The following is a 21,115-nucleotide window of genomic DNA, read 5'->3' as shown; positions in this document are numbered from 1 at the left end:
TAGAAATAATAATCCTCTAGTAAAATTTTCATTATTTAAGACAAGGTTTAGATTTATTTGGTTAATATAAAAATCCTTTTACAGTTTGGGAGGCGAGTAAAAGGATTTTTTATGTTTTAAAAGTAAGAAAAAGCGAAAATTAGGAACTAGATACTCCTTTTTTATTTAGCAAAGGAATCATCGTAAGCGCTTCTTCTGTAATCGTATTTTCATTAAAAGTAAATGTCTTTTCAAAAATCTGATTTCCTTCAAAAAAAGAAACCTGAAATCTATTTTTTAACGCAAAAACATTTGGATGAATCATTTCTACCTTAGCGTATGAATGAGCAGGCAATTTAGTTATCTTCTTTCGGAATACAGTTGTAGTTTTAGTTTCCGAAAAACCTTGAGAAACAATCATAACCATTTCTAGATCAATTTCTTTATTGTTTATCAAATATACATACCAATCATTCGTATCATCTACTTCATTATACTCTAACACAGCAGCCATTTGTAATCCAGTAACCTCAGGAATAATAATATCTTTCTTCATGATTATTTTTAATTATGATCATTAAAAAAGTTGTAAAATTTAAATCAAACTTTACAACTTCTATTTATATAATCTTAGTTTATTTTTTAGATAACAGATTTAAATTGTTCTAAGAAACGTACATCATTCTCATAAAACATTCTAATATCTGGAATTTGATATAATAACATCGCAATACGTTCTATTCCCATACCAAAAGCATATCCAGAATATTTCGTAGGATCTATATTACAGTTCTTTAATACATTCGGATCTACCATTCCACATCCCATAATCTCTAACCAACCAGTACCCTTGGTAATTCTGTAATCTGTTTCAGTTTCTAATCCCCAATAAATATCAACTTCAGCACTAGGCTCTGTAAAAGGGAAATACGAAGGACGTAAACGAATTTTAGACTTTCCAAACATCTCCTTTGTAAAATATAAAAGCGTTTGTTTTAAATCAGCAAAAGAAACATCAGTATCTATATACAAACCTTCTACTTGATGGAAGATACAATGCGCTCTAGCAGAAATATCCTCATTTCTAAAAACACGTCCAGGAGAAATAGTTCTAATTGGAGGCTCATTTTGCTCCATATAACGCACCTGTACAGATGAAGTATGCGTTCTTAATAAAGTATCAGGATTTTTTTCAATAAAGAAAGTGTCCTGCATATCTCTAGCTGGATGGTATTCTGGTAAATTTAAAGCAGTAAAATTATGCCAATCGTCTTCAATTTCTGGTCCTTCAGAAACTGTAAAACCAATTCGATTAAAAACCTCAATAATCTGATTTTTAACAATAGAAATAGGATGACGAGAACCTAATTCAATAGGCTCAGAAGGTCTTGTTAAATCACCATACCTTCCTTTTTCCTCAACTGCGTTTTCTAGAGCTTCATTTAATTCAGCAACCTTAGACTCTGCCGACTTTTTTAAATTATTTAAAGCCTGTCCAAAATCCTTGCGTAATTCTGCATCAACATTTTTAAACTCAGCAAATAAACCTTTAAGCAAACCTTTACTACCTAAATATTTAATTCTGAAAGCTTCCACTTCATCTTTAGTAGTCGCTTTAAATGTTTGAACATCACCAATTAGCTCTTTTACTTTATCTAACATAATCCTTCAAAAAAATTGAATCGCAAATTTACGCTTTTTTGCGAAAAAAAACGTTTTATTTCCAGTCTTAACTACATCGTTTTCGTTTTCGCAAAAAAACCGTCCTTTTGAAGCACCAGATTAGTTATTTAACTATATTTGTACATTATTTTTATTAAATAAACATTTTTCGAATAACTAAATTATGGAATCTAAAATAAATGCTTTTATGGACCTGGTTAAGGAACGTAATGGCCACGAACCAGAGTTTTTGCAAGCTGTGCAAGAAGTTGCTGAAACAGTAATCCCTTATATTGCTAGTAAAGAGATTTACAACGGAAAAAATATATTATTAAGAATGGTAGAGCCTGAGCGTTTAATCTCGTTCAGAGTGTCTTGGGTAGATGATAAAGGAGAAATTCAAGTAAACAGAGGATATAGAGTTCAAATGAATTCTGCTATCGGACCATACAAAGGAGGACTTCGTTTTCACCCAACAGTAAACGCAAGTATCTTAAAATTCTTAGCTTTCGAACAAGTATTCAAAAACTCATTAACTACTTTACCAATGGGTGGAGGAAAAGGAGGTTCTGATTTCGATCCTAAAGGAAAATCAGATAACGAAATCATGCGTTTCTGCCATGCCTTCATGAGTGAATTATTTAGACACATTGGCCCAAATACAGATGTACCTGCTGGAGATATCGGTGTTGGAGGACGTGAAATTGGATTCATGTTTGGAATGTATAAAAAACTTAGAAATGAGTTTACAGGAGTTTTAACAGGAAAAGGAGCAACTTGGGGTGGATCTTTAATTAGACCAGAAGCAACAGGTTATGGAGCTGTATATTTTGCTCAAAACATGTTAGAAACTAAAGGTGATACTTTCGAAGGAAAAACAATAGCAATTTCAGGTTCTGGTAATGTAGCACAATACGCTTGTGAAAAAGCAACAGAATTAGGAGCTAAAGTAGTAACGCTTTCAGATTCTTCTGGATATATTTACGATGAAGCTGGTATTGATGCTGAGAAATTAGCATTTGTAATGGAATTAAAGAACGTAAAACGTGGACGTATTCACGAGTATGTTGAAAAATATCCATCAGCAAAATTCTTTAAAGGAGAGCGTCCTTGGTCTGTAAAGTGTGAAATCGCTTTACCATGTGCAACCCAAAACGAATTAAACGGAGAAGAAGCAAAAACATTAATCAATAACGGATGTGTTTGTGTAAGTGAAGGAGCAAATATGCCTTCTACTCCAGAAGCAATTGCTGCATTCCACGAGCACAAAATCTTATTCGCTCCAGGAAAAGCATCAAATGCAGGAGGAGTTGCAACTTCAGGTTTAGAAATGAGTCAAAACTCATTACGTTTAAGCTGGACACGTGAAGAAGTAGATGAAAGATTAAAATCAATCATGAAAAATATTCACGAAGCTTGTGTTGAGTATGGAACAGATGAGTCTGGTTATGTAGACTACGTAAAAGGAGCAAACATAGCAGGATTTGTAAAAGTTGCAGATGCAATGTTAGCGCAAGGAATTATTTAAGAATTGCAATAAATTACACAAAAAGCTCATCAGTAACTGATGAGCTTTTTTATTTTTATACCAGTAATTTACAATTTGTAAATGGTATTATACACTATGGAGATTATAAAAAATACAGTTTTAGAAGGAAAACACGGAAAACCTATTTTGTTGGACGTGTTTTATAATAAAAATGGCCACCCCAAACCAATCGTAATTTTTTGTCACGGTTATAAAGGTTTTAAAGATTGGGGAGCATGGGATTTAATGGCTAAAGCTTTTGCTAAACAAGGATTCTTTTTTATAAAATTCAATTTTTCACATAACGGAGGAACAGTAGCACAACCTATAGATTTTCCAGATTTAGAGGCTTTTGGAAATAATAATTATACGAAAGAACTAGATGATTTAGCTACGGTTATTGATTGGTGTGCAATACAAGAAGATTATAAAGAAGAGGTTAATCTTGAAGATATTTCTTTAATAGGACATAGTCGTGGAGGTGGAATTGTATGCATTAAAGCCGAAGAAGATAACAGAGTAACAAAAGTAATTTCATTAGCAGGAGTTTCAGATTTTAAGAGAAGGACTGCAACTACAGGAGATTTAGAAAACTGGAAAAAAACTGGAGTAAAATATGTGCTGAACGGAAGAACCAAGCAACAAATGCCACATTTTTACCAGTTCTATGAAGATTTTATAGCACATGAAGAAAGATTAACAATTAAAAGAGCCGTAGAAAATTTACAAAAACCTTTTAGTATTATCCATGGAGATGCAGATACTTCGGTTTTAATACAAGAAGCATATGACTTGCATTCGTGGAATAAAAACAGTGAATTAAAAATCATTAAAAATGCAAATCACGTATTCGAGGCAAAACATCCTTGGGAAGAAAAAACAATGCCTTTGGCTTTAGAGGAGGTTGTTACTTATTGTGTTGATTTTCTATCAGAATAAATAACAGTAGTTCTCTATTTTTTAGATAATAGTAAGTGTTTTCTGAGTACATCGAAGTGAAAGCAAAAATCTAGACTGTTTAAAAATATTTTTATAAACTCTTTACGTCATTGCGAGCGTTTCCTGAGTATGCTCAAGGAAAGCGAAGCAATCAGTTTTTCGATAGTTCTCTATTAAAGTCAGAATAATATATTGCTTATTAAAAGTATGCTACTACGTTTCATTTTATGCCATTCGTTATTTCATATTTAATACAAAATCTTACTATAGTTTGTATGAGTTTTTTAGAAAGCCTTTCAAAAGAATATTTAGTGAATAATTGTTTTGTATTCAGACAATTCGTCATAAATTCTTTAATAAAACTGACAATAAATTAGTACATAAACTAGAGACCATAGTTAGGTATTGTTTTTGAAGTTAAATAGGCTTAGAGATAGAAGCTATTTTGTGATTGAAAGTCAATAAGTAAAGCAGTTGTTGATTACGTTTTAAGAAACGGAAAAAGACGAATCTTAAATTGCATTTTTAGATTCCAATAGAATTGGTATCTTTACTTACTAATTAGAAACAGGGGATGTGTTTCTATCTAATTAAAAATCAAACAAATAAAATGGTTTTTTGATGCTGAAAATCACTCAGGTTTAAAAAACTGTTTAAAAATATATTTTATTTATGAGTTGTAGCAGTTGCTCAACTAACAAAAACGGTGTTCCAAGAGGGTGTAAAAGTAATGGGAATTGTGCTACTGGAACCTGCGGAAGCGGAAATAAATTAGCTGTTTTTGATTGGTTATCGAATATGACTTTACCAACAGGTGAAGCTCCATTTAATATATACGAAGTACGTTTTAAAAACGGAAGAAAGCATTTTTATAAAAAAACAGACAAGAAACTCCCAATTTCTATGGGAGATGTTGTGGCTGTTGAAGGGAATCCTGGTCACGATATTGGAGTAGTTTCATTGGCTGGAGAGCTGGTAAAAGTGCAAATGAAAAAAAGAAAAGTCGCTTTAGATAGTGACGATGTTAAGAAAATCTACCGAAAAGCAACACAAAAAGATATTGATGTTTGGAACACTGCTAGAGATAGAGAGTTAGAAACACAACGAAGAGGTAGAGAAATTATCAACAAATTAGGATTGAAAATGAAGCTTTCTGATGTTGAATTTCAGGGAGATGGAAACAAAGCGACGTTTTACTATACTGCAGACGATCGTGTAGATTTCCGTCAATTAATCCGAGATTTAGCAAGTGCTTTTTCTATTAGAGTAGAAATGAAACAAGTAGGAATGCGACAAGAAGCAGCTAGATTAGGAGGAGTTGGTTCTTGCGGAAGAGAATTGTGTTGTTCTACTTGGCTTACAGACTTTAGAAAGGTAAATACCGCAGCAGCGCGTTACCAACAACTATCTTTAAATCCGTTAAAACTTGCCGGACAATGTGGGAAACTAAAATGTTGTCTAAACTTTGAATTAGATTCTTACTTAGATGCGTTAGAATCGTTTCCAAAGCAAGATGTTGTTTTAAAAACAGAAAAAGGAGAAGCCATTTTTGTGAAAATGGACATCTTTAAAAAACTCCTTTGGTATACATACAAAGAAGAAAAGTTCAAATGGTATAAATTATCATTAGAGCAAGTTACAGAAATTATAGAATTGAATGAAGGAGACGAATTAGGATCGCCTTTAGAAGACTACGAAGCAGAAATTACAGAAGAAACAGCTGTTGATTTTGAAAATGTAGTAGGCCAAGATAGCTTAACACGTTTCGATACTCCAAAGAAACCGAGAAGAAACCGTAATAAAAGACGAAGAAACTCAAACCAAAAAGGAGGAGGAAATAATACGCCTGCAAATAAGCAAAAAACAGAAGGGCAAAAAAATACTACTCCTAAAAAGAAAGAATCCCAACCTAAAAACACAAAAACAGGGAATCAAAATAAGAGGAGAAAAACGAATAATAAGCAGAACAATAAACAACAAAATAAGCAAAACGATAAGTCAAATACTTCTCCGTCTAATAACAATAAGCCAACAAATAAGAATAATCAGCAGAGAAGAAATAAACGTCGAAACAATAACTCGGGAAATAAGAATGCTAAAAACAATCCAAAAAAATAGTTTCTTAGGAATCCTAATAATGCTTGTCGTGGTAAGCTCTTGCGACTCTAAAAGAGTTTATGATGAGTACACATCTATCAAAGGAGGAAAATGGGGAATTAACAATCCTATAACGTATCAATTCGAGGTAACAGATACTTTAGCAAAAAGAAATCTGTTTATCAATATTAGAAACAATAACGAATATCCATACAGTAACTTGTTTCTTATAACGAAAATGAAATTCCCAGATGGGCAAAGTGTAATAGACACATTAGAATATGATATGGCCGATGAAACTGGAAAGTTTCTAGGTAAAGGCTATTCAGAATTAAAAGAAAATAAACTGTTTTATAAAGAACAAATCCTATTTCCAGTTACTGGAACCTATCAATTAGAAATTTCTCAAGCAATGCGAAAAAACGGAGAAATAGATGGTGTTACAGTACTAGATGGAGTAACAGATGTAGGGTTTAGAATAGAAAAAACAAAATAAAATGACAAAGAAAGCAACAACAAACTTTACAAAATACATTAAGTGGTTTTGGGGAATTGTCTTAGGAGGACTTTTTCTAATCTGCTTTATTTTTTTACTAGCGTCTTGGGGAGCTTTTGGAACGCTTCCAACGTTTGAAGAATTAGAAAATCCTAAAAATGATTTAGCTACAGAGATTATTTCTGCTGATGGTAAAACACTAGGAAAATACTATTTAAAAGCGAATAGAACTCCAATTCATTATAAAGATTTACCAGATAATCTAGTAAAAGCATTAGTAGCAACAGAAGACGAGCGTTTTTATGAGCATTCTGGTATCGATTTTAGAGGTTTAGCTAGAGCAGTTGCTAAACTTGGAGCTGGAGGTGGAGCTAGTACTATTACGCAGCAATTAGCTAAAAACTTATTTACCAAAAGAGCATCTCAGAATAAGATTAAAAGAATTATTCAGAAGATTAAAGAGTGGGTAGTAGCAGTCAAATTAGAACGTCAATATACTAAGCAGGAAATTATTACCATGTATTTAAATACGCAAGGTTTTTTATTCAATGCAACAGGTATTCGTTCTGCAGCTAGAATTTATTTTGGAAAAGAACCGAAAGATTTAGACTTACAAGAGTCTGCTATTATAGTAGCAATGCTTAAAAACCCACGTCAATACAATCCGCACAGAAAAGTTTCTAGAAAGAAATCATTGTCTAGACGAAATGTGGTTTTCTCTCAAATGGAAAAGAGTGGATTTATTACTGAACAACAAAAAGACTCACTTCAAAAATTACCATTAAAAATCAATTTTACACCAGAGAGTCATAGCGATGGTTTAGCTACATACTTTAGAGAATATTTAAAACAATTCATGAAGCGATGGGCAAAAAATAATCCGAAACCAGATGGTGAGTTATACGATATTTATAAAGATGGTCTTAAAATCTATGTAACAATAGATTCTAGAATGCAGAAATATGCAGAAGAAGCAATGACAGAGCATATGTCAAACCTTCAAAAGTATTTTTCAGAGGAACAAAAGAGAAACAAAACAGCGCCTTTCTATGATATTGATAGAGAAAATATCAGAAAGATTATGAACAGAGCTAAGAAAAACTCTGATAGATATAAGAGAATGAAAGCTGCTGGAAAGTCTGATAAAGAAATAGAAAAAGCCTTCAATACAAAAGTAGATATGCGTGTCTTTACCTGGAAAGGAGATAGAGATACGATTATGACACCATACGATTCTATTCGTCATTATAAACATTATTTACGTTCTGGGTTAGTTTCTATTGAACCACAAACAGGACATATTAAAGTTTGGGCTGGAGGAATTAACAATAAACACTTTAAATACGATGCTGTAAGACAGCAAAAGCGTCAAGTAGGATCTACATTTAAACCATTTGTATACGCAACAGCAATTAATCAGTTAAAAATGTCTCCTTGCGACAAGTTACCAAACACACCATATACGATTCCAAAAGAAAAGTATGGAATGCAAGACGATTGGACTCCTAAAAACGAAGGAGAAAAATACGGAGGAGAATTAACATTAAAAGAAGCATTAGCGAATTCAATTAATGTAATTACGGCACGATTAATAGATGAGGTTTCACCTATAAATGTTGCTAGATTAGCTAAATCTGCTGGTATAGAAACAGAGTTTCAAGCAAACCCATCTATTGCTTTAGGAGCTATAGATTTAACCTTGTTAGAAATGGTAAGTGCTTATTCAACATTTGCGAATAAAGGAATGCGAGTAGCACCAATGTTTATTACGCAAATAGAAGACAAAAACGGAACTGTATTAGAAACATTTGTACCAGAAACTAAGGAGGTATTAAGTGAAGAATCTGCTTATGTAGTTTTAAATTTATTAGAAGGAGTAACACAAAACGGTTCTGGACTTCGATTAAGAACAACGTATAACAGACCTAAATATGTTACAGGATATCCATACGGATTTACAAATCCAATTGCAGGAAAAACAGGAACTACACAAAACCATACAGATGGTTGGTTTATGGGAATTGTACCAAATTTAGCAACTGGAGTTTGGACAGGTGGAGAAGATCGTTCTATACACTTTGCAGGAATTGGAAAAGGACAAGGTGCGGCAATGTCATTACCAACTTGGGCTATTTTTATGCGCAAGTGTTATGAAGATGAAACGTTACATATAAGCAAAGAGGCTTTTGAAAAACCTTCAGAACTTTCTATCAATATAGATTGTGAAAAGCACGACGATAAGAAAGATGAAAGTAAAGAAGGGGAGCAAAAAGATGAGCAAAAAGACGAGGATGATTTTTAATATGTGTTTATAAAACATCTTCCTTAAACTACAACAAACAACTAAATAATGATAAACAAAAAAGTTACAAACGTTCAAGAAGCATTAGCTGGAGTTTCTAGTGGAATGACATTGATGCTTGGCGGATTTGGGTTATGTGGTATACCCGAAAACTCAATTGCAGAGCTAGTAAAATTAGGTGTAAATGAATTAACATGTATTTCTAATAATGCAGGAGTAGACGATTTTGGTTTAGGATTATTACTACAAAACCGCCAAATAAAAAAGATGATTTCTTCGTATGTAGGAGAAAATGACGAATTTGAACGTCAAATGCTTTCTGGAGAATTAGAAGTAGAATTAACACCTCAAGGAACTTTAGCAGAAAAATGTAGAGCGGCACAAGCTGGTTTTCCTGCTTTCTATACACCGGCTGGTTACGGTACAGAAGTAGCAGAAGGTAAAGAAACAAGAGAATTTAACGGTAAAATGTATGTGTTAGAAGAAGCATTTAAAGCCGATTTTGGTTTCGTAAAAGCATGGAAAGGAGATGAAGCAGGTAACTTAATTTTTAAAGGAACAGCACGTAACTTTAATCCGAATATGTGTGGAGCGGCTAAAATTACAGTAGTAGAAGTGGAAGAGTTAGTTCCAGTTGGAGAATTAGACCCAAATCAAATTCACATTCCAGGAATATTTGTACAACGTATTTTTCAAGGAGAAAAGTATGAAAAGAGAATAGAACAACGAACTGTAAGACAAAAGAACTAGTTATGGCTTTAGATAAAAACGGAATAGCGAAAAGAATCGCACAAGAAGTAAAAGACGGATTTTATGTAAACCTAGGAATTGGAATTCCAACACTAGTAGCCAATTTTGTTCGTCAGGATATAGAAGTAGAGTTTCAAAGCGAAAATGGAGTGTTAGGAATGGGACCTTTTCCTTTCGAAGGAGAAGAAGATGCAGATATCATTAACGCAGGAAAACAAACTATAACAACATTGCCAGGAGCTAGTTTTTTCGACTCTGCAACGAGTTTTTCTATGATTAGAGGACAACATGTAGACTTGACAATATTAGGAGCTATGGAAGTAGCAGAAAATGGAGATATTGCGAACTGGAAGATTCCAGGGAAAATGGTAAAAGGTATGGGAGGAGCGATGGATTTAGTAGCTTCTGCAGAAAACATTATTGTTGCAATGATGCATACCAATAAAAGAGGAGAATCAAAACTACTTAAAAAATGTTCTTTACCATTAACTGGGGTAGGTTGTGTAACTAAGATTGTAACCAATCTTGCAGTACTAGAAGTAAAAGACAATCAATTTCATTTAGTAGAAAGAGCGCCTGGAGTTAGCGTAGAAGAAATTCAACAAGCTACAGAAGGAACGTTAATTGTAAATGGAGAAATTCCTGAGATGAGTATATAAGACTATTTAGCAAAAGGCGAAATAATGCTAATTAAAGAAATATCACTCGAGTTATTTGCAGATTATTTTCAATTTTATATTCAAGATGAAAGTGTTTCAGGAGATTTAACTGAAGCATGGACTGATATTGCTGTAGAACGATTATTAGCATTAAATCATGGTGTGATTGGAGTTGGAACGGTTAGAAATATGGATGTTTTGACAACTTTTAGAATATACGATGAAGAACCAGATATATTAGCTGAAAGTATTTCTATACATCAAATAAATGAGTGTGATTTTATTATGGAATCTGAGAATATGGTTGTCGCTGGATGTACTGATTATTTTCCTGATGCACATCGTGTAAAGATTGGTAAAGGATTATTTAGGGCTAGAATATATTACAAAGACTTAGATAAAATAAGTGATGATGGGTTGGAAGGGGAAGATTCATATGAAATTCATCTTTGGCCTATTTCAAAAAAGTTAGGATTGAAAATATTAAAAAATAGAAATATTTAATTTTATTAGAGATAAGTATTTTATGAAAGTAATCTCATATAACGTAAACGGTATACGTGCAGCCTTAAAAAAAGGTTTTATAGAATGGTTACAAGCGGCAAGTCCAGATGTAATTTGTATTCAAGAAACCAAAGCACATAAAGAACAATTAGACGTAAGCGAATTTGAAAAAGCAGGATATCCATATCATTATTGGTTTTCAGCAGAAAAAAAAGGTTATTCTTCAGTAGCAATTTTCTGTAAAAAAGAACCAAAACATGTTGAATACGGAACAGGAATCGAATCTATGGATTTTGAAGGGAGAAACCTTCGTGTAGATTTTGATGAAGTTTCAATAATGAGTATGTATTTGCCATCTGGAACAAACGATGCTCGATTGGATTATAAATTCAAATACATGGATGAAATCCTAGAATATGCTACAGAATTAAGAAAAACCATTCCTAACTTAGTAATCTGTGGAGACTATAATATATGTCATGAAGCTATAGATATTCACAACCCTAAAATGAAAGGTGTTTCTGGTTTTTTACCAGAAGAGAGAGAATGGTTAAGTAAGTTTATAGATAGTGGTTTTACAGATAGTTTTAGATATCTAAATCCAGAACGTCAAGAATATTCTTGGTGGAGTTATAGAGCCAATGCAAGAGCAAATAACAAAGGATGGCGTTTAGATTATTGTATGGTATCAGAACTACTTAAAGATAAGATTTCAAGAGCTTATATTTTACCAGAAGCCAAACACTCAGATCATTGTCCAGTAGCAGTTGAGTTTGAATTTTAATTGTTTTCATTCTTAAAACTGTTAAAAGCTGTTAGAAAAATGTTATAACCTATAAATTATGAAGGTTAAAATGATAAACCTCAGTAACTTTAGTGTTTTTGAGGATAGGATTTCTATGGCGTAATAAAAATCAACCTCTAAACTTGTTAATTTTGAACTTTTCAAGCTCTAAAAGCATTAGATAGTTATCTATATATGAAAAAGTATACTTTTATCGCATTGTTTTGTGTTGTCTCAATTTTTGCACAACAACCACAAGACACTATTATAAAAACTAATACAACGCTAAAATCAGTTGTAGATTCAATTTCTGTGAGAAAAGGACTTCGGGCACGTTATAATACCGACGACCTTAAAAGAATAGATAGTTTGTTAGTTGAAGCAAAATTCAACTCACCATTATTTGATAGTACTGCTTATGTGCTTAATGATAAAGATATTGTTGGAACAATTCCGCAAATTGTTACACCAGAATTATTAAAAGCACGACTTTCAGAAATCAACGCAACAACTCCTTTTCACTTAGAATTTAATCCAGCTTTAGAAAGAGTTGTAAATAGTTATTTAAAATACAGGAAAAAGTATTATCCTGCATTAATGGCAAGAGCTAAATACTACTTCCCTATGTTTGAGCAGTATTTAGATCAATATGATATTCCATTAGAAATGAAATATTTGGCGATTGTAGAATCTGCATTACGTCCAAAAGCAAAGTCTAGAGTAGGTGCTACAGGATTATGGCAATTTATGTATGGAACAGGAAAGCAGTATAAACTAGCCGTAAATTCTTATGTAGACGAAAGACAAGATCCCGTAAAAGCAACCATAGCCGCTTGTGAATACTTGAGCTATTTATTCGGTATTTTTAATGATTGGGATTTAGCACTAGCGGCATATAATTCAGGACCAGGAAATGTATTAAAAGCAATTAAACGTTCGGGTGGTTATAAAAACTATTGGAATATACGTCCTTTTTTACCAATGGAAACAGCAGGATATGTTCCTGCTTTTTATGCTACGATGTATATTTTTAAATATGCTTCAGAACTTGGAATTTATCCAGAATCACCTAAAATATTTAATTTCCAAACAGATACTGTTCAGGTTAAAAGAACGGTATCATTCGATCAAATTTCAGAAAAAACAGGGATAGAAACAGAAGTATTATCGTTTTTAAATCCGAAATATAAAATAGATGTTATACCTTTCGTAAAGAAGAAAAAATTTGAAGTTAGATTGCCTAGAGACAAAGTAATAGATTTTCTAGACAAAGAAGTTGAGATTTATGCACTTGCAGCGGAAGAAGATGCAAAACGAGAAAAACCATTACCTAAATACTTTGAAATGGATAAAAGAATCCGATACAGAGTTAGGTCTGGAGACTTTTTAGGTAAAATTGCAAGAAGATTTGGAGTAAAAGTAAAAGACATTAAAAGATGGAATAATATGCGCTCTACGAACTTAAGAATAGGTCAAAGACTGTATATTTATCCACGAAGAATGTAAATGGAACAATTTTTGACAACATAAAGATCATATCAAACAAACTAACATGAAAAAATTAGTAATACTTCTAATCGCAATTATAAGCTTTGTAAGCTGTAAAGAAGATGGGAAAAAGAATAACGACTTTATACTGCCTACTTCTACAGGAAATACCAATAGAGTATTAGTAGTAATGAAAGGTTACGATTGGTTAAACAGACCGGGGGATGAGTTGCGAAAAATTTTTGGAGAACATCAAGTAGGTTTACCGCAACCAGAAACATTATTATCAGTAACCCAAATAGATCCTTCAGGTTTCGGTGGGTTTATAAGAAAAAATAAAGCTGTTTTAATGTTTCAGAAGTCAGATACTACTGGAATTTCAATTACACATAATAAATACGCAACACCTCAAGTAATTGTTGTAGCAACTGCAGCAGATGAGGAAGATATGATCGATCTTATTAGAAATAGAGGAAAAGAAATAATTAAAATTTTCCAAAAAGAAGATATTAAGTTTGTTCAAGAAATTTTTAAAAAAGAACGATTAGATCCTGCAAAGTTTAAAACATTACAAAATTTAGGAATTACAATTGATATTCCAGAGAGGTATAGAACAGTTGACGATACAGGAGAGTTTTTATGGTTACGTCAGCATTTACAAAGCGGTATAGCTAGAGGTGATGGAACAAATAATATTTTGATTTACTCAGTGCCATTAAATGATGAAACTACCATAGCAGACAATATAACAAGAGTAAGAGATAGTATTGGAGAACGATATATTCCTGGAGCTAGAGAAGGAATGTATATGATTACAGAACAAGCATACACACCATTTACGTATAAAACAACAATAGATCATAAAGAAGCTTTTGAAACCAGAGGGAAATGGGAAGTGAAAAATGATTTTATGGCTGGGCCATTTTTAAATTATACGATAGTGGATAAAAAGCATAATAGGTTAATTGTTTTTGAAGGGTTTACTTATGCGCCTTCGGTAAACAAAAGAGACTTTTTATTTGAACTAGAAGCTATTGGAAAGTCTATGAAGATTAAATAACGTTTGTTTATATATCTAAAAATGAAAGCAGCAAAAATATTTGCTGCTTTTTTTTATATTTGATTTAATCAACTTTAAAACAATATAACATTATGGAATTCAATTATTTAATATTGATGGTTTCAGCATTAATTCCTCTGATAACTGGTTTTATTTGGTACGGACCATTGTTTAAAAATGCTTGGATGAAGGAGATGAATTTTACAGAAGAAAGCATGAAAGGAGCTAACATGGCACTAATATTTGGTTTGAGCTATGTATTAGGTTTTATTATTTCTTTAGGATTAATGCCAGCCGTAATTCATCAAATGGGAACATATTCTGTTTTGGTAGCTGAGCCAGGTTTTAATGAACAAACAGGAGAAGCCTATGAAATGTTTTCTTCTTTTATGGAAAATTACGGAGATCGTTTCAGAACGTTTAAACACGGAGCTTTACATGGTGGACTTGTAGGCTTTTTTATAGCAATGCCAATTTTAGCAATACAAGCAATGTTTGAAAGAAAAAGTTTTAAATACATAGCCATAAATGCAGGATATTGGATTGTAACACTTGCCATTATGGGAGGAATTATTTGCCAATGGTTTTAAAACATTTTACTGAGAAAGTAAAAATTGAATTATATTATAAAAACACAAAAGCATCAAATATTTGATGCTTTTTTTATGTGATTATTTTAAGAATGATTAGTAAATGTATATTTAAATGAAATAGTCAAAAAAATGATAAAAAAGCATTTCTGAATACGATCTATTTGTGCCTAATTTTACAGTAGGAACAATACATATAAATCCTAAATTCATAAAAAATCTAGAGGTTTTAAAGAATAACAACTAGTTGCTTTTTTAGGGTTCAATGATGGGTGATAGAAAAATTTCTTAAGAGAAGGGAGTGTATAAAACGCTCGTTTGTTAGCTCTATTCTAAACTCATTTTAACATTGAAACTTAAAAACCCAGATAAATTATGAAAAATCTCAAACATGTTTTTTTAACTGTCCTAATGCTATTAGGATGGAAAGTATCCTCACAAGATCACAATTATGCAGAAGCTCTTCAAAAATCCTTGTATTTCTATGATGCAGAAAAATCCGGAATAGGAATTACGGGCGGTCGTTTAGAATGGCGAGGCGATTCTGAAGTTGAAGATGCAAAAATTCCCTTAAATGAAACATCAACAAACCTCTCTGCTAGTTTTATTGCACAATACAGTAATATTTTAGATCCAGATGGTAATGGAACAGTAGATGTAAGCGGAGGTTTTCACGATGCAGGTGACCATGTAAAATTTGGCTTGCCACAAAGTTATTCTTCATCAACCTTAGAATGGGCATATTACGAATTTAGAAGTGCGTTTCACGCTATTGGAGCACAAGATCACATAGAAGATATTTTGCGTTGGTTTTCCGATTATTATTTACGTAGTACATTTAAAACTCCAGATGGTAAAATACTTGCATTTTGCTACCAAGTTGGAGAAGGAAGTATAGATCATAACTATTGGGGACCACCAGAATTACAATCGGTAGAAACCTATCCTCGTCCTGCATATTTTGCTACAGCAGATACGCCTGCTAGCGATCAAGCAGCAGGAGCTGCAGCTTCTTTAGCAATTACCTATCTGAATTTTAAAGATACCGATTTGCCGTATGCGCAAAAATGTTTAGAAACCGCAATTGCTTTGTACGATTTCGCAGTTGAACATAGAGGTTTAGGGTACGATGGTGGTTTTTATAACTCGTCTTTTGACGAAGATGAACTTGCTTGGGCTGCTGTTTGGTTGCATACTGCTACTTCAAATCAAAGTTATATAGACGATATTACACGAGTAGACGCTACTGGAAAATATACAGGTTGGTTAAGTAAAATTATTGGTTCTGTACAAGACGATTGGCAAAATATATGGGTACATTCTTGGGATACTAAATGGGGAGGAATGTTTGCAAAATTGGCACCTATTACAAATACAGATAGAGATTGGTATATTTTTCGTTGGAATTTAGAATATTGGTCTGGAATTCCACATGTAGATACTAGTGATAATGCATATTTAGAAAAAAGCCCAGCTGGTTTTTCTTTTCTGAACGGATGGGGAAGTGCTCGTTATAATGCCGCAGCTCAATTTCAAGCACTTGTGTATAGAAAATATACAGATAGAACTGATTTTGCAGATTGGGCTAAAACACAAATGGATTATATTTTAGGAAGCAACCCTTTAAACAGATCCTATTTAGTAGGATACTCAAATAATCATGCTATGTATCCACATCATCGAGCAGCGCATGGATCTTCAACAAATAGCATGGTAGATCCAGTAGAGCACAAACATACTTTATGGGGAGCTTTGGTTGGAGGACCAGACGTTACCGATAATCATGTAGATGATACAACCGATTATATTTATAATGAAGTTGCAATTGATTATAATGCGGGATTTGTAGGGGCTATAGCAGGACATTACACGTATTATGGTGATGGAGATACTCCATTAGATAATTTTCCTCCAAAAGAGCCAGAAACGGACGAATATTATGTGAAGGCACAGATTGAACAAGAAAATAATGAACGTACGCAAGTTACCATAGCAACGCAAAATGTATCTATTCATCCGCCACGAATGAATGAAGATGTAAAAGCGCGTTATTTCTTTAATATTTCAGAATTATTAGCTGCTGGACAAACAATAAATGATGTTTCTATAGAAGTTTATTACGATCAAAGTGATTTTGAAGGTAAACCAACTAAAGTAAGTGCTATTTTGCCTTGGGATATTGCAAATGGTATTTACTACGTAGAATTTGATTGGGCTGAAAACTATTTTTATGGTTCAAGGGAAATTCAGTTTGCATTAATTGCAGCTCAAGATGCTAATTGGACAAGTCATTGGAATGGAGCAAATGACTTTAGCAGGCAAGGTATCACACCTGCAGATCAGCAGAAAACAGCAAATATTCCTGTATATGTCAACGGGACGTTATTTTTTGGAAATGAACCACCTAAAGGAGCGAATAACAAACCTGTTGCAAAAATAAAAACATCTAAAAAGTCAGGTAAAATTCCATTAGAAGTTGAATTGTCGGCAAATGAATCATTTGACCCTGATGGTGATAATTTAAGTTATACATGGACATTACCAGATGGAAGTACAAGCACTTCAAATGAATTTACTACAGTGTTTACTGAAGTTGGTGAATACACAGTTACGCTTGAAGTTTCAGATGATGAAGGTTTAACAGATACTATAGGTATAACGATTAAAGCAACAGCAGATGATGGTGGACAATCGTGTTGGTTGGATTTGTTTAATGTACCAAGAAACTCTTCGCTACCATCCACTAGTCAAACAACAGAATTTAATAATATTCATGTGTTAGATGGAGATTTTACATTAGATAACGTTACAAAATTGTCTTTTAATTGGGATGAAGTCAATAATGGTTTGTATCAATTTGCATTACACACAAATAATGGGGTTCCTAGTTGGTATGTAAATCTTTTAGGTAAAATTCAGCATTCATTACAGCAAAACGAACCAGAAATTACAATTTCAAACTCAGGATTTGCAGGCTTAGATAATACATATTATGCAAACTGGTATGGAAGTGCTTTTGTTTTGGTGCAAGTAGATGGAGATTTTGCAATTTTGTTTAGTAGTTCTAGCAATGCTCCAAGTTGTACAAATAAAAATGAAGATTCGCAAAACGTATTATTACTACCGAACCCGTCTACAGATAAAATTTCAATATTTAGTGATGAAATAATTCAGGAGTTTGTAATTACCAATACAGCAGGAACTCATTTAGAACAGCAAACATTAGAACGAAGTAACTCTTTTCAAATAGACATTTCTAAATACAAACCAGGAGTTTATTTCTTTATTTATAAAGATAAACACGGCAAAACAAAACATAAAAAATTCATTAAAGAGTAGAAAGTATTCATAACATATTAAAATAATAAAACCCGAGCAAATGCTCGGGTTTCAACATTCAACTAAATCTTTCCCCTTTATTTCTTGATAAATTTAGTTGTATATGATTTCTGACCATCGTTTACTTCTAAAATATATACACCACTTTGCAAATGGGTAATATTAAGTGTAGAAGTTTTTAACTTATCAGAAGCCAGAACTTGTCCAGTAGTAGTAAGAATTCTATAAACTTTATTTTTAGAATTAGATAGCGATTTTACTTGAATACTATTTGTAACTGGATTAGGATATGTTGATAATTCAGAAAGACCTTTAGCTTTATTAGCGGTATTCGTAATATTAACAGTATAATCTTCTACTTCACCATAATCACATACTCCGCATGGATCTGGTTCAGTTCCAAGTTTAATAATAACACGCATTCTTGTTAAACCTAATTTAGCAAAAGCAGGAACAGAAACGCTTGTAGATCTATAACCACCATCTGTAGAAGCATTCGACATCACTTTTTCATCATCTTCAAACTGACCATCTTTATCGTAGTCAATCCAAACTCCGAAGAATAAAACATTTTGACTGTTCACAGTTCCAGCGCTTACAGTTAAAAGTTGAGAACCACCTCTTGAAACTCGTGCAACTTTATTCGTATAATTTGCGTAACCACTACTAGCTCCACTTCTACAAGTCATTCCTCCAAAGTTTACATAATCTACCCAACCTGCTGCTGTACTGTTACAAGTAGCTACACAAAAATTAGAATTAGGAATAGTTGTAAAGGTTACAGAAGCTGCTGCAGAAACATTTCCTGCCGCATCTTTACATCTAACTTTACAAGTATAGGTTGTACCTGGAGTTAACCCAGTTAATGTATAATTTGTGTTAGAAGTAGTGGCTATTAAAGCTCCATTTTTATACAAATCGTATCCTGCAACACCTACATTATCGTTACAAGCTCCCCAAGTTAATTTTGCAGAAGTTTTTGTAACATTAGATACTCTTAAATTAAATGGCTTTGTAGGTGCATCTACATCTTTAGGTGTTCTAAAAGTAACAGAAGCTGCTGCAGAAACATTTCCAGCTGCATCTTTACATCTTACAGAGCAGTTATATTGAGTGTTTACAGATAATCCTGTAAGATTTAATGAAGTACTTGATGTAGAAGCTATCAAAGCTCCATTTTTATATACATCATAACCAGCTACGCCCACATTGTCATTACAGGCTCCCCAGCTTAACTTAGCAGATAAACAAGTTAAATTAGATACTCTTAGGTTAAATGGTTTCGTAGGTGCATCTACATCTTTTGGTGTTTTAAAAGAGGTACTGGCAGAAGTAGAAGTATTTCCAGAGGAATCTTTACATCGTACAGCACAAGTATATGAAGCGTTAACACTTAAGCCAGTAAAGTTAAAAGATGTATTAGATGTTGTACCTACCAACGTTCCATTTAAATATACATCATAACCAGCTACACCTACATTATCGTTACATGAACCCCAGCTCAATTTTGCTGAAGTACAAGTAAGGTTAGAAATAGCTAAATTTAAAGGAGTACTAGGAGCTTCATTATCTTTTAATGTTCTAAAAGTAACAGTTGCTGGGTCTGAAGTATTGCCTTGTTCATCTTTTGCTTTCACAGAATAAGTATGTGAAGTATTTATAGCTAAACCTGTAAGGTTGAAAGATGTATTTGTAGTTGATTGTACAAGAGAATTTCCTTTATATATATCATAGCCAACAACTCCAACATTATCTGTAGATGGATCCCATGTTAAGGAAGCTGAGGTAAATGAAATATCAGTTGCAGTTAAATTACCCGGTACACTTGGTGCTTCATAATCTGTAGTGTCTGGAGTAATTACAACGGTATAATCTTCTACTTCACCGTATTCAAAAGATGTTTCACAGGCAGTCGGAATTTCATTAGAATCAGAATATCTTAATACAATTCTCATTCGAGTAGCTCCTAATGTGGCATGAGAAGGAACAGTAAATGTAGTACTTACTGAAGCGTCTCTTGTTGGAGGAGTTGTCCAAACAGTTTCGCCATTATCAGAAAAATCTCCATCATTATTGTAATCAATCCAAATTCCATAGCCTTCTTGATAAGGTGATCCGCTCCAAGTAGGCGTAATTGTAATGGAATTAGAAGAATTAATGCTTAATTCAGTGGAAAGATTTGTATGATCTGAATACCCTTTGTCTTTTTGAGTTGCATTATCTATAGCCCCTAATTGTACTCTACCAATATATTCGTCTCTAACACTTTTACCTTCAGATTTGCAATAAGGTGAAGCAGTAGAACCTCCAGTTGTTACCGTAATAATAGTAGAAGACCCACTTTGTCCATTAGCACAATTTGCTACAACACTACATTCGTATTCGTTTCCAGGGGCTAATCCGAAGATAATATGTGGTGAGCCACCAACATTAATTTTTCCAGGAGCATAAACACCGTCTGTAGTAGCAGTAATTTCTAATGTATAAAATACAGCTCCAGGGACGGGATCCCAAGATAGAGAGAAGTCATTTTCGTTTATGTTAGATGCTGCAAAATTACTAGGAGCATTTAAAGAACAACGTTCTTGTGAATAAGCGTTTTTTATTGATTTTGAATCAATCGTTTTAGTAAAAGCTTGTTGATTAGCTTGTTTTACTTTGGTTGTTTTCTGGGTTTTTTGAGTAGTAATCTGTTTTGAACTTCTGGTTTCTTGGGCAGTTATTGAAAGTAATCCTACACATAAAAACGAAGTTAAAAACACATTTCTGAGACTTGTGTTTTTCATGATTTTCGGGGGGAGTTAAAGTTTTTAAATTCACAAGTAATAAAACAACCCGGGTTTTGTTAAAATTTTATTATTTGTATTATAAATATATTAAAAAAATGAACTTACATTAATTAGGTTTGCTCAGGAAAAACACTTGTAAAAACGCAAAG

Annotated in this window: 16 protein-coding genes; 13 read left to right on the top strand and 3 right to left on the bottom strand. The window is 33.0% G+C overall.

What is annotated here, in order from left to right:
• Positions 1–139 precede the first annotated feature (139 nt).
• Complete coding sequence (locus ACKTTC_RS19355) at positions 140–535, bottom strand: hypothetical protein (protein WP_408041518.1); 396 nt, start codon at positions 533–535, stop codon at positions 140–142.
• 86 nt (positions 536–621) lie between these two features.
• A complete protein-coding gene (gene pheS / locus ACKTTC_RS19350; RefSeq protein ID WP_408041517.1) occupies positions 622–1,641 on the bottom strand; it encodes a phenylalanine--tRNA ligase subunit alpha in 1,020 nt (339 codons plus the stop codon).
• A 184-nt stretch (positions 1,642–1,825) separates the two neighbouring features.
• Here pheS and gdhA point away from each other — a divergent pair, with 184 nt between their 5' ends.
• From gdhA to ACKTTC_RS19285, 13 genes are all read left to right on the top strand, one after another.
• Complete coding sequence (gdhA, locus tag ACKTTC_RS19345) at positions 1,826–3,169, top strand: NADP-specific glutamate dehydrogenase (protein ID WP_408041516.1); 1,344 nt, start codon at positions 1,826–1,828, stop codon at positions 3,167–3,169.
• A gap of 96 nt (positions 3,170–3,265) precedes the next feature.
• On the top strand, positions 3,266–4,108 hold the full coding sequence (locus ACKTTC_RS19340; protein ID WP_408041515.1) for an alpha/beta hydrolase family protein: 843 nt from the start codon (positions 3,266–3,268) through the stop codon (positions 4,106–4,108).
• A gap of 672 nt (positions 4,109–4,780) precedes the next feature.
• Positions 4,781–6,226 carry a PSP1 domain-containing protein gene (locus ACKTTC_RS19335; RefSeq protein ID WP_408041514.1) on the top strand — a complete coding sequence of 482 codons (1,446 nt, stop codon included), beginning with the start codon at positions 4,781–4,783 and terminating at the stop codon, positions 6,224–6,226.
• Positions 6,201–6,701: a gliding motility lipoprotein GldH gene (locus ACKTTC_RS19330; RefSeq protein ID WP_408041513.1), complete on the top strand. Its 501-nt coding sequence runs from the start codon at positions 6,201–6,203 to the stop codon at positions 6,699–6,701. Before ACKTTC_RS19335 ends, ACKTTC_RS19330 begins: the two co-directional genes overlap by 26 nt.
• Position 6,702: 1 nt before the next feature.
• Positions 6,703–9,003, top strand: coding sequence for a transglycosylase domain-containing protein (locus ACKTTC_RS19325; RefSeq protein ID WP_408041512.1), 2,301 nt, complete (start codon positions 6,703–6,705; stop codon positions 9,001–9,003).
• A gap of 48 nt (positions 9,004–9,051) precedes the next feature.
• Positions 9,052–9,753: a CoA transferase subunit A gene (locus ACKTTC_RS19320; RefSeq protein WP_408041511.1), complete on the top strand. Its 702-nt coding sequence runs from the start codon at positions 9,052–9,054 to the stop codon at positions 9,751–9,753.
• Positions 9,754–9,755: 2 nt separating this feature from the next.
• On the top strand, positions 9,756–10,412 hold the full coding sequence (locus tag ACKTTC_RS19315) for a CoA transferase subunit B (RefSeq protein WP_408041510.1): 657 nt from the start codon (positions 9,756–9,758) through the stop codon (positions 10,410–10,412).
• 24 nt (positions 10,413–10,436) lie between these two features.
• Positions 10,437–10,916 (top strand): hypothetical protein, encoded by a 480-nt coding sequence (locus tag ACKTTC_RS19310; RefSeq protein WP_408041509.1) that lies wholly within the window; start codon positions 10,437–10,439, stop codon positions 10,914–10,916.
• A gap of 22 nt (positions 10,917–10,938) precedes the next feature.
• Positions 10,939–11,700, top strand: coding sequence for an exodeoxyribonuclease III (locus tag ACKTTC_RS19305; protein ID WP_408041508.1), 762 nt, complete (start codon positions 10,939–10,941; stop codon positions 11,698–11,700).
• Positions 11,701–11,895: 195 nt separating this feature from the next.
• On the top strand, positions 11,896–13,206 hold the full coding sequence (locus ACKTTC_RS19300) for a lytic transglycosylase domain-containing protein (protein WP_408041507.1): 1,311 nt from the start codon (positions 11,896–11,898) through the stop codon (positions 13,204–13,206).
• A gap of 46 nt (positions 13,207–13,252) precedes the next feature.
• Positions 13,253–14,248, top strand: a complete 996-nt coding sequence (locus tag ACKTTC_RS19295) for a DUF4837 family protein (protein ID WP_408041506.1) — start codon at positions 13,253–13,255, stop codon at positions 14,246–14,248.
• Positions 14,249–14,340: 92 nt separating this feature from the next.
• On the top strand, positions 14,341–14,838 hold the full coding sequence (locus ACKTTC_RS19290) for a DUF1761 domain-containing protein (RefSeq protein WP_408041505.1): 498 nt from the start codon (positions 14,341–14,343) through the stop codon (positions 14,836–14,838).
• Positions 14,839–15,213: 375 nt separating this feature from the next.
• Positions 15,214–18,177, top strand: a complete 2,964-nt coding sequence (locus tag ACKTTC_RS19285) for a glycoside hydrolase family 9 protein (protein WP_408041504.1) — start codon at positions 15,214–15,216, stop codon at positions 18,175–18,177.
• A 77-nt stretch (positions 18,178–18,254) separates the two neighbouring features.
• Here ACKTTC_RS19285 and ACKTTC_RS19280 read toward each other — a convergent pair whose 3' ends face one another.
• Positions 18,255–20,963 carry a fibronectin type III domain-containing protein gene (locus tag ACKTTC_RS19280; protein ID WP_408041503.1) on the bottom strand — a complete coding sequence of 903 codons (2,709 nt, stop codon included), beginning with the start codon at positions 20,961–20,963 and terminating at the stop codon, positions 18,255–18,257.
• Positions 20,964–21,115: the final 152 nt, after the last annotated feature.

It is taken from the genome of Tenacibaculum amylolyticum (genome assembly GCF_964511145.1).
GTDB lineage: Bacteria > Bacteroidota > Bacteroidia > Flavobacteriales > Flavobacteriaceae > Polaribacter > Polaribacter amylolyticum.
Note: the sequence above shows the minus strand (reverse complement) of the source record. Positions and strands in the feature narration are given on the sequence as shown.

Bases quoted from the DNA above. Each gene is read 5' to 3' on its own strand.
- ACKTTC_RS19325 (WP_408041512.1), top strand. From the start codon at position 6,703: ATGACAAAGAAAGCAACAACAAACTTTACAAAATACATTAAGTGGTTT.
- ACKTTC_RS19310 (WP_408041509.1), top strand. From the start codon at position 10,437: ATGCTAATTAAAGAAATATCACTCGAGTTATTTGCAGATTATTTTCAA.
- gdhA (WP_408041516.1), top strand. From the start codon at position 1,826: ATGGAATCTAAAATAAATGCTTTTATGGACCTGGTTAAGGAACGTAAT.
- ACKTTC_RS19340 (WP_408041515.1), top strand. From the start codon at position 3,266: ATGGAGATTATAAAAAATACAGTTTTAGAAGGAAAACACGGAAAACCT.
- ACKTTC_RS19320 (WP_408041511.1), top strand. From the start codon at position 9,052: ATGATAAACAAAAAAGTTACAAACGTTCAAGAAGCATTAGCTGGAGTT.
- ACKTTC_RS19305 (WP_408041508.1), top strand. From the start codon at position 10,939: ATGAAAGTAATCTCATATAACGTAAACGGTATACGTGCAGCCTTAAAA.
- ACKTTC_RS19295 (WP_408041506.1), top strand. From the start codon at position 13,253: ATGAAAAAATTAGTAATACTTCTAATCGCAATTATAAGCTTTGTAAGC.
- pheS (WP_408041517.1), bottom strand. From the start codon at position 1,641: ATGTTAGATAAAGTAAAAGAGCTAATTGGTGATGTTCAAACATTTAAA.
- ACKTTC_RS19285 (WP_408041504.1), top strand. From the start codon at position 15,214: ATGAAAAATCTCAAACATGTTTTTTTAACTGTCCTAATGCTATTAGGA.
- ACKTTC_RS19315 (WP_408041510.1), top strand. From the start codon at position 9,756: ATGGCTTTAGATAAAAACGGAATAGCGAAAAGAATCGCACAAGAAGTA.
- ACKTTC_RS19290 (WP_408041505.1), top strand. From the start codon at position 14,341: ATGGAATTCAATTATTTAATATTGATGGTTTCAGCATTAATTCCTCTG.
- ACKTTC_RS19300 (WP_408041507.1), top strand. From the start codon at position 11,896: ATGAAAAAGTATACTTTTATCGCATTGTTTTGTGTTGTCTCAATTTTT.
- ACKTTC_RS19355 (WP_408041518.1), bottom strand. From the start codon at position 535: ATGAAGAAAGATATTATTATTCCTGAGGTTACTGGATTACAAATGGCT.
- ACKTTC_RS19330 (WP_408041513.1), top strand. From the start codon at position 6,201: ATGCTAAAAACAATCCAAAAAAATAGTTTCTTAGGAATCCTAATAATG.
- ACKTTC_RS19335 (WP_408041514.1), top strand. From the start codon at position 4,781: ATGAGTTGTAGCAGTTGCTCAACTAACAAAAACGGTGTTCCAAGAGGG.
- ACKTTC_RS19280 (WP_408041503.1), bottom strand. From the start codon at position 20,963: ATGAAAAACACAAGTCTCAGAAATGTGTTTTTAACTTCGTTTTTATGT.